The organism is Arthrobacter sp. 01T419 (assembly GCF_056398865.1).
This window is the reverse complement of record NZ_JBFTQF010000006.1, coordinates 154,370-166,338: the sequence shown is the minus strand read 5'-3', so window position 1 is coordinate 166,338 and position 11,969 is coordinate 154,370. Positions and strand designations below refer to the sequence as shown.

The following is an 11,969-nucleotide window of genomic DNA, read 5'->3' as shown; positions in this document are numbered from 1 at the left end:
GCCACCGGGCCTAGAGCTTCGAGGCCTCAGAGCTTCGGAAGAGCCTCCTGGGCCACGGCCGTGGCCTCGGCGAACTGCGTGTTGTACAGCTCTGCGTAACGGCCGTCCGCCGAGAGAAGCTCTGCATGCGTGCCTCGCTCAACGATGGACCCGTCCTCCACCACCAGAATGACGTCAGCGGCCCGGATGGTGGAGAGCCTGTGAGCGATCACGACGGCGGTGCGTCCCTGTAGTGCCTCGCCCAGGGCCGCTTGGACAGCGGCTTCACTCGTGGAGTCCAAAGCCGCTGTGGCTTCGTCCAGGATGACAACCCGCGGTTGCGCGATCAACAGGCGTGCGATGGTGAGCCGCTGGCGTTCCCCGCCGGAAAGGCGGTAGCCGCGCTCCCCCACCACGGTTTCCAAGCCATCCGGCAGGGAACGGACCATGGCTTCGAGCCGCGCCCGCCTGAGCACATCCCACATTTCCTCGTCCGAGGCCCCGGGCCTGGCGAGTCGCAGATTGGAGGCGATGCTTTCATGGAACAGGTGCCCGTCCTGCGTGACCATGCCCAGGGTCGCGCGAAGGGAGTCAAAGGTAGCGTCACGGATGTCCAGGCCCGTGCCCTGCCCGTGCCCGCCCAGCCGCACGGAGCCGGAGTCCACGTCGTAAAGGCGGGACAGCAACTGGGCCACCGTGGACTTGCCCGCGCCCGAGGACCCCACCAGCGCCACAGTCTGCCCGGGCTCCACGCGGAAGCTGATTCCGTGGAGGACTTCCTCACCGCCGCGGGTATCCAGCGTGGCGACGTCCTCCAGCGACGCGAGGGAGACTTTGTCCGCCGAAGGGTAGGCAAAGCGGACGTCGTCGAACTCCACCGCAACAGGTCCCGGCGGCACCGCGACGGCGTCGGGCTTTTCCTGGATGAGCGGCTCCAGGTCCAGGATTTCGAAGACCCGCTCGAAGCTGACCAGCGCGCTCATGATCTCCACACGCGCGTTGGACAGCGCGGTGAGCGGCGCATAAAGGCGCGTGAGCAACAGCGCCAGGACGACGACGTCGCCGGCTGCCAACTGACCGCCCAGCGCGAGCCAGCCGCCCAGTCCGTAGACGAGCGCGAGGGCGAGGGCCGAAACGAGTGTCAGGGCCGTGATGAACGTGAACTGCAGCATGGCGGTGCGGACGCCGATGTCCCGCACGCGGCCGGCGCGCAGGGCGAACTCCGCGGACTCCTCGTCCGGGCGGCCGAACAGTTTGACGAGCGTGGCGCCAGGGGCCGAGAAGCGCTCGGTCATCTGGGTTCCCATGGCGGCGTTGTGTGACGCGGCTTCGCGGCGCAGGTCGGCCAGCTTGGAACCCATGCGGCGGGCCGGGATGAGGAAGATCGGCAGCAGCACCATCGCGAGCACGGTGACCAGCCAGGACGTGTTGAGCATGACCACGAGCGTCAGGGCCAAGGACACGATATTGCTGACCACTCCGGAGAGGGTGCCTGCGAAAGCCGACTGGGCTCCGATGACGTCGTTGTTGAGCCGGCTGACCAGGGCTCCGGTGCGGGTCCTGGTGAAGAAGGCGATAGGCATGCGCTGCACGTGGTCGAACACACGTGTCCGCAGATCCACGATCACGCCTTCGCCGATCACTGAAGACAACCAGCGGGTCAATAAGCCAAGCCCGGCATCGGCGACGGCCACGGCGGCGATGAGCGCGGCCAGCCCTATCACCACGTCCACTCCGGAGCGGGCAATGATCGCGTCCACCACCCGGCCAGCGAGCACCGGGGTGGCCACCGCAAGGACTGCGCCCACAATGGAGGCCAGCACGAACGCTATCAACTTGTTGCGGTGCGGCTTAGCGAAGGCCAGCACGCGTTTGATGGTCTCCCGGGAGAACGGCTGGGAGCCGCTCTTGGCCCGAGTGATGTTGTAGAGCGAGCGCCAGGCGACGCCATCCATGCTCATGACTTGTGATTCCCCATTCCGGAAGTGTGCTGCAGTTCAGTCACGGTGCCGTTGTCAAGGTGCCAACGGGAATCGAGCCGGACGTTTTCGAGCAAGCGGCGATCGTGCGTGACCAGTAGGAGTGCGCCGTCGTAGCTGTCCAGTGCATCCTCCAGCTGCTCGATGGCCGGCAAATCGAGGTGGTTGGTGGGTTCGTCCAGGACCAGCAGGTTGACACCGCGAGCCTGGAGCAGCGCGAGCGCCGCCCGGGTGCGCTCGCCCGGGGACAAGGAATCCACGGTCCGGGAGGTGTGGTCCGCTTTGAGGCCGAATTTGGCCAGAAGGGTACGGACATCCGCGGAGTTCCATTCGACCAGGACGGATTCGACGGCGTCTGCCAGGGTGAGGTGCCCCGCCAGCAGTCCCCGGGCTTGGTCGATCTCGCCGATCGCCACGGACGCGCCCATGGAGGCGTCCCCGGCGTCGGGCTGTTGAAGCCCCAGCAGGAGCCGTAGGAGGGTGGACTTTCCTGCACCGTTGGGTCCGGTGATGCCGATGCGTTCGCCCGCGTTGAGCTGGAGATTGACGGGTCCCAGCGTGAAATCGCCCAGATGCGCGACGACGTCGCGCAAGGTTGCGACGACGGAACTGGAGCGCGGAGCTTGGCCGATGCTGAACTGCAGCTGCCATTCCTTCCGCGGTTCTTCCACCTCGTCAAGCCGGGCGATACGCGACTCCATCTGCCGGACTTTCTGGGCCTGCTTTTCCGAAGACTCAACGCTGGCAGCGCGGCGGATCTTGTCGTTGTCCGGGTTCTTCTTCATGGCGTTGCGGACGCCCTGAGAGCTCCATTCGCGCTGGGTCCGGGCCCGGGACACAAGGTCTGCCTTAGTGTTGGCGAATTCCTCATACCGTTCGCGGGCGTGCCGCTTTGCTACTGCCCGCTCTTCGAGGAAGGAATCGTAACCGCCGTCGTATACCGCCACATTGTTCTGGGCCAGGTCCAGTTCCAGCACCTTGGTGATGCAGCGTGCCAGGAACTCGCGGTCATGCGAAACCAGCACAGCGCCGCCCCTCAGGCCCTGGACGAAAGACTCGAGCCGGGCGAGTCCGTCAAGGTCTAGGTCATTGGTGGGTTCGTCGAGAAGCACCACATCGAAGCGGCTCAGCAGGAGCGCGGCCAAGGCAACGCGGGCCGCCTGCCCACCGGACAGTCCCGTCATGGGGGCGTCCGGACCTGATTCCAGGCCCAGTTCCGCCAACACCCCGGGGATCCGGTCCTCCAGGTCCGCGGCACCCGATGCCATCCAGCGGTCGAAAGCCAGGGAGTAGGCTTCATCGGCCTCCGGGGTCCCCGCGGCGAGACCCTCGGCGCCAGCCTCCATGTCCGCCGTGGCTTGGGCGCAACCCGTGCGGCGGGCAATGTAGCCGGCAACCGTTTCGCCAGGGGTGCGTTCGTGTTCCTGAGGCAGCCATCCCACAAAGGCGTCAGCCGGAGCGAGGCTGACTGTGCCCTCTTGGGGACGGTCAGCTCCGGCAAGAATGCGCAAGAGCGTGGATTTCCCGGCACCGTTGGCGCCGACGACACCCACGACGTCTCCGGGCGCGACTGTGAGGGAGAGCTTCGAGAACAAGGTGCGGTGACCGTGGCCGCCGGAGAGCTCTTTGGCGACAAGCGTTGCAGTCATTGGTCTATCCTCTCACTGCTCCGCCCCTCAGCGGAAAGGGCCAGCGCGGAAAGGAAGGCCGGAGCATGGAAGAACCCGCTGGTCCGTACTTGGGGGGTGTGCGGACCAGCGGGTTCGAGAATCAAGCATAATTCAATGTGCCCGCATCGTAAAATCGACCTCTCTCCTGTCAGAAACTGCCCGCCGAAAACCGTCTATCAGAAAGTGGTTCATGTCCCTCCCTTCCAAGGCATTCCAGCGCTGGTTGCACGGGATCGCCCCGAACACCAGCACGGCCGATGTCTGCCGTTTCTCGGGAGTGAAACGCACTACTTTGGCCCAGCAACTGGTGCGCGGCAAGGTGGCGGAGACATCGCTCGTGAGCATCAGCCGGGCCTTCGACGTGAATCCATTCGATGCCTTGGCGCAATTCGAAGCCTACGCGGCGCTTCGCGGGACTCCGGTTCCGCCCACTGCCGCGGAACTCGTCAGCCAGGTCTCCACCATGGATCTATTGCGGGCCATCGTGGAACGTTCCGAACCCCGGGACGGCCGCCCGCCCCTGGTCCTGGCAGACACACCGCACGCGACGTCAGTCAGGAACTGGGTGGATGCGATCGACGGCGGCGAGCTGCGTCACCGGGTCAGCGGCGCTACGGGAATCGCGCCACAGAACTTCTCCGCTCATCTGACGGCTAACCGGCTGCCCCCGGAACTGGCCTTGGCAACCTCGCGCGCCGCCGGCGTCGGACCGGCGGGAGGCCTCGTGGCCAGCGGCCTCGTCACGGAGTCTGAAGCTGGCTGGCCCCCCGGAGCGCGGCGGGAGGCCCTGGACCGGCTGAGTGAAGGCGAACTGGCTTTGTTGGCCAGCGAGCGGCTACAGGCCCGTGGCAAGACCTTGCGCCGCCAAGAGCAAGAAGCTGACCACACCAACAGAATCTGGGAGAACCTGGGATGATCACCGGCCTGCAGTGGACCACGCTCTCCGTTTGCCTCGCGTTGACGGCCATCCGCATTCCCAGCGCCATACGGGGCGAGAACCGGATGATGTTGGTCCTGTTCGCGCTGATTTCACTTGACATCCTGCTCAGCATCGAGGGTCCCTACTTGCTGATCGATGCGTGGCTCGGCAATGTCAATGTCTGTAACCTGCTTCTCCGGTTCCTGCTCTACGGGACGTTCCTTCTCATGGGCATCAAGGTGGCCAAGGCCTTTGCTTCGCCCGGCGGCGAACGCGCCATCAGGGGGCCAGTAGGCTTGGCCGTTTTGGGAGCCACCGCGGTCCTCACGGCGTCCTTTTTCTTCTCGATGGACACGAGGGACTCCACTGTTGGCCTGAATGATCTGGACCCGGGACCCGCCCTTGATATCTATGCGGCCTTGGGCAGGTTCTATCCGGGCTACGTTGCCGCATGCCTCGTCCCGGGCATGTGGCGATCCGTGCGGCGCTCCGGCCCTGCCCTGCTGCGGGCCGCCTCGGCCACACTGCTCTTGGGCCTCGGATTGCTGATCGTCTCGCAGGTCTTCCCGCTCATCCCGGCGTCGTTCGCGTGGCTGCGGCCGCTCATCAACTACTCGGCTGCGTTGGCAAGCGCGCTCGGTTTGGGAGGCATCTGGCTTTCCAAAGCCATTGCGCGCCGGGCTAGCCGCGCGGTAATGTCAACGCAATAGTAAAAACATACCGCGTAACCTCTTTCACAAATCTATTATATCGTGACATAATCATGAATGTGTGAAGGCGACGCAGCCTGACCTTAGAATCAATGAACGGGTTTCCAAGGTTCGTGGCGCGTGCGGGAGCACATTTGGGGGGATGAGTGGTGGCGGGCTGTTGGGGACCGCCCCCACTCAGCCTTTTTAAGCGTCCATTTCGGAACAGGAGCCGGAAGGGGCCCCTGCAGACGAGACCCATGAAGTCCAGGCCCGTGACTAAGATGGCTTTCATGAAGAGCCTGCCCACTCGCCGCACAGCACTGTCCGCAACCCTTGCCGCCGTCGCGCTGGCGCTGTCCGCTTGCGGCGGCGGGTCATCGCCGTCGTCGACGTCGGGCGGAGACACCTCGCTGTCCGCCATCAAGTCCAAGGGCGAGATCGTTATCGCCACTGAGGGCACGTACCGTCCATTCAGCTTCCACGAGAACGGTGCAGGTCCGCTCACGGGCTTCGACGTCGAAATCGCACAGGCCGTGGCCGGGAAGCTCGGAGTCAAAGCGACTTTCCAGGAAACCCAGTTCGATGGCATCTTCGCGGGCCTTGATTCCAAGCGCTTCGACACTATCGCCAACCAGATCTCCATCAACCCCGAGCGCACGGCCAAGTACGATTTCTCGGCGCCATACACGGTGTCTACCGGAGTTGTGGTGACCAAGTCGGACAACACGTCCATCAACAGCTTCGCCGATCTCAAGGGCAAGACCACCGCCCAGTCGCTCACCAGCAACTTCTACAAGATGGCAGTTGGCGCAGGAGCCAACGTCCAGGCCGTCGAGGGCTGGGCGCAGGCCGCAACCCTGGTCCGCCAAGGACGCGTGGATGCAACCGTGAACGACAAACTGACCTACCTCGACTACGCCAAGACCACCCCGGACTCCGGCTTGAAGATCGCGGCGGAGACAAGCGACAAGACCCAAAGCGCCTTGGTCTTCCGCAAGGGATCCACCGAGCTCAAGGCCGCCGTGGACAAGGCCCTGGCGGATCTCCAAGCCGACGGCACCCTGGCCAAGATCTCCCAGAAGTACTTCGGCGCAGACGTCACCAAGTAGCCGGCGGCCACACAGATGACCTTCAACTGGGATCTCGTCTGGAGCTCCTTCGGGCCAATCATCGGCGGCGCCGTCACGGGCACCATCCCCCTGACCCTGGCGTCGTTCGCCTTGGGCCTGGCGCTGGCACTCCTTGTTGCACTCTTGCGCTTGAGTCCCAACCGGGTGTTCTCCGGCGTCGCACGCTTCTACGTCTCCGTGATCCGCGGCACTCCCCTGCTGGTGCAGCTGTTCGTGATTTTCTATGGCCTTCCGAGCATCGGCGTGAAGCTGGAACCGTGGCCCAGCGCCATCATCGCGTTTTCCCTCAATGTAGGCGGCTACGCGGCGGAGGTCATCCGCGCCGCGATCCTCTCCGTGCCCAAGGGCCAATGGGAGGCCGGGCACACCATCGGAATGTCCCGGCCGCAAACGCTGGTGCGGATCATCCTCCCGCAGGCGGCGAGGGTCTCGGTGCCCCCGCTCTCCAACACCTTCATTTCCCTCGTGAAGGACACCTCCTTGGCCTCTCTCATCTTGGTCACCGAGCTCTTTCGCAATGCCCAGCAGATCGCGGCGTTCAGCCAGGAATTCATGATCCTGTACCTCGAAGCCGCCTTGGTCTACTGGGTTATTTGCCTCGTCCTCTCCACGGCCCAGTCCGCCCTGGAGCGCAGATTGGACCGATATGTCGCCCACTGAGCCCAGCTACGCCTCCCCAGCAGGCACCGGGCTGGTTTTGTCCGCCCGCAGCCTAGCCAAAGCATTCGGCAGCAACGTGGTGCTGCGCGGCATCGACATCGACGTCCTGCGCGGCCAGGTGGTTGCACTGATCGGGCCTTCCGGTTCGGGGAAGACCACCGTTTTGCGCTCGCTCAACGGCCTCGAAGTGCCCGACGCCGGGACCGTCACCTTCGGGGACGCCGACGCCGGTACCGTCCGCGGCTCCGGGGCGGGACTGACCCTCGATTTCGCCGGCACCGTGGGCAAGCGGGAGATCGCTGCCCTCCGGGACCGCAGTGCCATGGTGTTCCAGCACTACAACCTGTTCCCGCACATGACGGTGCTGAAGAACATCATCGAGGGACCTGTCCAAGTCCAGAAACGGCCACGGGCGGAAGTGGTGGCCGAGGCAGAGCGGCTCCTGGTCCGGGTAGGGCTCGCGGACAAACGTGACGCCTACCCTTTCGAGTTGTCAGGCGGGCAACAACAACGGGTGGGAATCGTACGGGCCCTCGCCCTCAAACCCCAGTTGTTGCTCTTCGACGAGCCCACCTCGGCCCTGGACCCCGAGCTCGTAGGTGAGGTTCTTGATGTCATCAAGGAACTTGCCGACGAAGGGTGGACCATGGTGATCGTGACCCACGAACTCGCCTTCGCACGTCAAGTGGCCGACGAAGTCATCTTCATGGACGGCGGCGTAGTAGTGGAACGCGGGCCCGCCGCGGAGGTCTTGAGGGCCCCGCTGCAGGAACGCACCAAGCAATTCGTCAAGCGACTGCAGCACGACGTCTGAGGCCCAACTAGCTCGCATTTGTTGTCGTTATGGGGCCTCATAACGACAACAAATGCGAGTTAGTTGGGTGAGGTGAAGCGCAAGGTCACCAACTGGAACGGACGTAGGGTGAGTTCGGCGGCACGAGCTCCGGGCGTCACGCCGGGAGCTTCGACCGGGCGCTCCAGGAGGTCCACGGCGTGCACCGCCCTGGAATCGAAGTTGGCCGTGATCATGCCTATGGAGCGTTCTCCCAGCGATTCGTAGAGCCGCACAATCACGTCTCCGGAGCCATCCTCGGCCAGTTTGACTGCCTCGACCACCAACGCCTGGTTGAACACGGTGAAGAGCGGTTCCACAGGCTTCGCGCCCGCCAGCAGCCTCGGCTTGAGATTGGTCCGGTATCCCTCTTCCACGGCATCGCCAATGCTGGCGCCCGGCCGGATGCTCAGTTCCAGGACGTGCACACCGAGGTCGGACTGCGGGTCCGGAAACTTGGGTGCCCGCAGCAAGGACAAGCGGACGTTGGTGGTGGTTCCGCCGTCGTCGCGGATGGTCCGCGTGACATCATGCCCATAGCTTGATGAGTTGGTGATGGCCACACCGTAGCCGGGTTCAGCCACATGGATCCAGCGGTGGGCGCAGAATTCGAATTTGGCTGCCTCCCACGACGTGTTGGTGTGGGTGGGCCTGAAAACGTGTCCGAACTGGGTCTCGGAAGCGGAACGGTCCGCACGGACGTCCAGCGGGAACCCGATCTTCAGCAGTTTCTCGCGTTCCTGCCAGTCCACAGTGGTGGAGATTCCGAGGGACTCCGCGCCCGCTTCGAGGGAAATGCGCTGTGTGATGGTGGAGGAACCGACAGTCCGCTCCACCACGACGACGGCGTCCCAGCCTGCGCGCTCCAGCGTCACCGAACGCGCCTCGACTACAGAGACGACGTTCCGGCGGTAGAACTCGTCGATGTCCCACGCGTCCCACTCGTTGGGCGTATCCCGGTGGAGTTCAAGGTGGTTGCCGAACTGACCGGGAGCGATGGCTTCCCGGCCGCTTGCGTAGTCCACCAGGGAAATCAGCAGTCCGTTGGCGTCGAGCACGGCGCGGATGATGCCATTGTCCAAAACGTAGCCGCCGGCCCGTTCTGTGACATTGACGGGGCCATCCGAGTGAACCGCTTCGGCGGCGGCGAGTGGGGGTACGCCGTTTCGCTCATGTGGGGCCGCATTGAGGAGGAACATAGTGTCCCCCTTACCCAGCAGGGCAGCGGCGGCATTCGCGATGATGGCTTCCAGTTCCCGGGCGATCGCGGCATAGTTCCGCTCGGCGTCCTGGTGCACCCACGCAATGGCGCTGCCCGGCAGGATGTCGTGGAACTGCTGCAAAAGCACAAGTCGCCACAAGCGCTTGAGGTCCGCTGCCGGGTAGGTGAACGAGCCGGCTGTCCGCACGGCCGCCGTCGAGCACCAAAGCTCTGCTTCCCGCAGCAGGTGCTCCGAGCGGCGGTTGCCCTGCTTGGTGTTTGCCTGGCTGGTGTAGGTGCCCCGATGCAGCTCGAGGTACATCTCCCCCACCCAGACCGGAAGATTGTGGTATTCGGCCTCGGCCTGTGTGAAGAACTCCTTCGCGGTTCCCATGCGTACCTTCGGCGAGCCTTCCAGATCAGCGGTGCGGTGAGCCGCGGCGACCATTTCGCGCGTGGGTCCGCCACCGCCGTCGCCATAGCCGAACGGGACCAAGGAAATGGTGCCCCGGCCATGCTCCCGATAGTTGCGCTGGGCGTGCGCGAGTTCGCGTCCATGAAGCTCGGCGTTGTAGGTGTCCACGGGCGGGAAGTGAGTGAAAAGCCGCGTGCCGTCGATGCCCTCCCAGTTGAAGGTGTGGTGGGGCATCTTGTTGACCTGGTTCCAGGAGATCTTCTGGGTCAGGAACCATCGGGATCCCGCGGATTTGACGATCTGGGGCAAGGCTCCGGAATATCCGAAGGAGTCAGGCAGCCAAGCTTCCTGACAGTCGATGCCGAACTCCTGGAGGAAGAAGCTCTTGCCCTCGACGAACTGGCGTGCCATGGCCTCGCCGCCGGGCATGTTGGTGTCCGATTCCACCCACATGCCGCCCACCGGCATGAATTGCCCTGCCTTCACTTTCTCGCGGATCCGGATGAACAGCTCAGGATAGAACTCCTTCATCCAGGCCAGTTGTTGCGCCGAGGAGCAGGAAAAGACGAAGTCCGGGTTCTCATCCATGAGGGCGACAACGTTGGAGAAGGTGCGGGCGCACTTGCGGATGGTTTCACGGACCGGCCACAGCCAGGCTGAATCAATGTGGGCGTGGCCAGTGGCTAGCAGTTCGTGGGCCGAAGCGTACGCGGGCCGGCTCAAAACCTCGGCGAGGGCTTCCCTGCCGGCGGCCGCGGTACCCGCAACGTCATCAGGATCCATGACATCCAGCATGCGTTCGAAGGCGCGGAGGATTTCGTGCCGCCGTGGCAATTCGAAGGGCAGTTCGTGCATGAGTCCGCTGAGGGTCCAGACATCTTGGTAGAGCTCCCAGACCATCTCGTTGAGTTCGGCTATGGCTATGCGTCCCAGCCGATACCGCGGCTCGTCCCCGGACGTGGACTTGTCCCCCAGAGGTGTTGCCGCGAAACTCCATCCTTGGGTGAGATCAGGATTGGCGGCGGCTTCGACGTAAAAGTCCACCGAGAGGCCACCACCGAGGAGCTTCAGCGGGACGTGCTGGTTGCGGGGAGAGATTGCCTTGATGATGGTGCCGTCTGGTCGCCAGGCAATGCCTTCGCATTGGAATCCGGGGGCATCGTTGCTGAAGCCGAGATCCACCACAATCTCCACCGTGGTGCCTTCGGCCACTCCCCAGCCCTCGGGAACCTCGCCCCGGAGCCGTAGCCACTTGGTGCTCCATGCCTTGCCCCACGCAGCGCCGTGCGCCTGGGGTTCAAAGACCTGGTGGAGGGCCTCGGAAACCGGAACCGGTTCCCCCGGCACATCCCAGCTACTCAATTCCAAAGGCAACGCGCGGCCATAAATGGCGGGGGCTATCCGCTCCCGGACAAAACGTTCGAGCCGCTTCTCAGTGATCAGGCGGTCGTCGTGCAATTCAGGTCCCCTTTAGCGCTGGGCTGGGTTGAGATGCTTCCATACCGTTACAAGCAGCCTACTAAGCAAGGTTACTGTTCGGGGAAACAACGATTCCATTCGATGGATAAAATCTACGTTGTTCCGGAGCAATTACCAAGTGATTGACGACTATCCGTACAAGTCCCTAGATGTTTGCTGGAACGCCCACCCGTCCACTTCCTGTGTACACGTTCAGACTGGTCCCCCGGCTGAACCCCACCAGCGTCAGTCCGGTCTCCTGGGCGAGTTCCGCGGCGAGGCTGGAGGGTGCGCTCACGGCGGCAAGGACCGGGATTCCGGCGAGGGCAGCCTTCTGGACGAGCTCGAAGGACGCCCTTCCGGAGACCTGAAGGACCGTGCCGCTCAGCGGCAATAGTCCTTCGCGCAACGCCCAGCCCACCACTTTGTCCACGGCATTGTGCCTGCCCACGTCTTCGCGTAGGCACAAAAGCTCGGGCTCGCCGTCGTCGTGGATTTTGAAGAGACCGGCCGCATGGACTCCCCCGGTCTTGTCAAAGACCGCTTGCGCCTCACGGAGACGGTCAGGCAGCGAGGCGAGAACCTCCACCGGCACGCGCAGGGCATCGTCCGCCGGGCTGAAGTGCGAGGACTTGCGCACTGCCTCGATGGAGTCGGTGCCACAGATCCCACACGAGCTGGAGGTGTAGACGTTGCGGCCTGTCTCCGGCAGGACGACGTCGGGCCGCAACTGGGCCTCCACCACATTGAAGGTCTGCACGCCGTTCTCGTCCTCGCCGGCACAGAAGCGCAGCGAAATCAGCTGGGCCGGGTCCCAGATGACGCCCTCGGAGACCAGGAAGCCCGCCACGAGGTCAAAGTCGTCGCCAGGGGTCCTCATGGTCACGGAGAAGGACATGTGCCCTAGGCGTACCTCGAGCGGTTCTTCGACAGCCAGGAAGTCCTCGCGGTAACGGACCGGGTGCTCCAACGCCTGGGCTGAACCGTCCAGGACAAACTTGTGCACCTTGCGGCGCTGGGTCACCCGTCCCATC

The 11,969-nt window shown here is 64.0% G+C and carries 9 protein-coding genes; 5 read left to right on the top strand and 4 right to left on the bottom strand.

The annotated features are described in order from the left end of the window. Window positions 1-26: 26 nt before the first annotated feature. Both AC1DLO_RS12085 and AC1DLO_RS12080 read right to left on the bottom strand, forming a co-directional pair. The gene (locus AC1DLO_RS12085; protein ID WP_476890109.1) at window positions 27-1,940 is read right to left on the bottom strand and encodes an ABC transporter ATP-binding protein; all 1,914 of its coding nucleotides are present in this window, start codon (window positions 1,938-1,940) and stop codon (window positions 27-29) included. Continuing rightward, window positions 1,937-3,607: an ABC-F family ATP-binding cassette domain-containing protein gene (locus AC1DLO_RS12080; protein ID WP_476890108.1), complete on the bottom strand. Its 1,671-nt coding sequence runs from the start codon at window positions 3,605-3,607 to the stop codon at window positions 1,937-1,939. The genes AC1DLO_RS12085 and AC1DLO_RS12080 overlap by 4 nt, the downstream gene beginning before the upstream one ends. A 211-nt stretch (window positions 3,608-3,818) precedes the next feature. Here AC1DLO_RS12080 and AC1DLO_RS12075 point away from each other — a divergent pair, with 211 nt between their 5' ends. From AC1DLO_RS12075 to AC1DLO_RS12055, 5 genes are all read left to right on the top strand, one after another. After that, on the top strand, window positions 3,819-4,544 hold the full coding sequence (locus AC1DLO_RS12075) for a hypothetical protein (protein WP_476890107.1): 726 nt from the start codon (window positions 3,819-3,821) through the stop codon (window positions 4,542-4,544). Beyond that, the gene (locus AC1DLO_RS12070; RefSeq protein WP_476890106.1) at window positions 4,541-5,257 is read left to right on the top strand and encodes a hypothetical protein; all 717 of its coding nucleotides are present in this window, start codon (window positions 4,541-4,543) and stop codon (window positions 5,255-5,257) included. Before AC1DLO_RS12075 ends, AC1DLO_RS12070 begins: the two co-directional genes overlap by 4 nt. Window positions 5,258-5,529: 272 nt before the next feature. Next, a complete protein-coding gene (locus tag AC1DLO_RS12065) occupies window positions 5,530-6,348 on the top strand; it encodes an amino acid ABC transporter substrate-binding protein (RefSeq protein WP_476890105.1) in 819 nt (272 codons plus the stop codon). Window positions 6,349-6,363: 15 nt separating this feature from the next. Beyond that, window positions 6,364-7,029 carry an amino acid ABC transporter permease gene (locus tag AC1DLO_RS12060; RefSeq protein WP_476890104.1) on the top strand — a complete coding sequence of 222 codons (666 nt, stop codon included), beginning with the start codon at window positions 6,364-6,366 and terminating at the stop codon, window positions 7,027-7,029. Further along, the gene (locus AC1DLO_RS12055) at window positions 7,016-7,843 is read left to right on the top strand and encodes an amino acid ABC transporter ATP-binding protein (RefSeq protein ID WP_476890103.1); all 828 of its coding nucleotides are present in this window, start codon (window positions 7,016-7,018) and stop codon (window positions 7,841-7,843) included. The genes AC1DLO_RS12060 and AC1DLO_RS12055 overlap by 14 nt, the downstream gene beginning before the upstream one ends. Before the next feature lie 59 nt (window positions 7,844-7,902). On the opposite strand, the gene AC1DLO_RS12050 is transcribed toward AC1DLO_RS12055, so the two are convergent. Together AC1DLO_RS12050 and fdhD are read right to left on the bottom strand one after the other, a co-directional pair. Then, a complete protein-coding gene (locus AC1DLO_RS12050) occupies window positions 7,903-10,935 on the bottom strand; it encodes an alpha-mannosidase (protein ID WP_476890102.1) in 3,033 nt (1,010 codons plus the stop codon). A 166-nt stretch (window positions 10,936-11,101) separates the two neighbouring features. Then, complete coding sequence (gene fdhD, locus AC1DLO_RS12045) at window positions 11,102-11,968, bottom strand: formate dehydrogenase accessory sulfurtransferase FdhD (RefSeq protein WP_184737848.1); 867 nt, start codon at window positions 11,966-11,968, stop codon at window positions 11,102-11,104. Window position 11,969 lies beyond the last annotated feature (1 nt).

Bases quoted from the DNA above. Each gene is read 5' to 3' on its own strand.
- AC1DLO_RS12070 (WP_476890106.1), top strand. From the start codon at position 4,541: ATGATCACCGGCCTGCAGTGGACCACGCTCTCCGTTTGCCTCGCGTTG.
- AC1DLO_RS12060 (WP_476890104.1), top strand. From the start codon at position 6,364: ATGACCTTCAACTGGGATCTCGTCTGGAGCTCCTTCGGGCCAATCATC.
- fdhD (WP_184737848.1), bottom strand. From the start codon at position 11,968: ATGGGACGGGTGACCCAGCGCCGCAAGGTGCACAAGTTTGTCCTGGAC.
- AC1DLO_RS12055 (WP_476890103.1), top strand. From the start codon at position 7,016: ATGTCGCCCACTGAGCCCAGCTACGCCTCCCCAGCAGGCACCGGGCTG.
- AC1DLO_RS12085 (WP_476890109.1), bottom strand. From the start codon at position 1,940: ATGAGCATGGATGGCGTCGCCTGGCGCTCGCTCTACAACATCACTCGG.
- AC1DLO_RS12065 (WP_476890105.1), top strand. From the start codon at position 5,530: ATGAAGAGCCTGCCCACTCGCCGCACAGCACTGTCCGCAACCCTTGCC.
- AC1DLO_RS12080 (WP_476890108.1), bottom strand. From the start codon at position 3,607: ATGACTGCAACGCTTGTCGCCAAAGAGCTCTCCGGCGGCCACGGTCAC.
- AC1DLO_RS12075 (WP_476890107.1), top strand. From the start codon at position 3,819: ATGTCCCTCCCTTCCAAGGCATTCCAGCGCTGGTTGCACGGGATCGCC.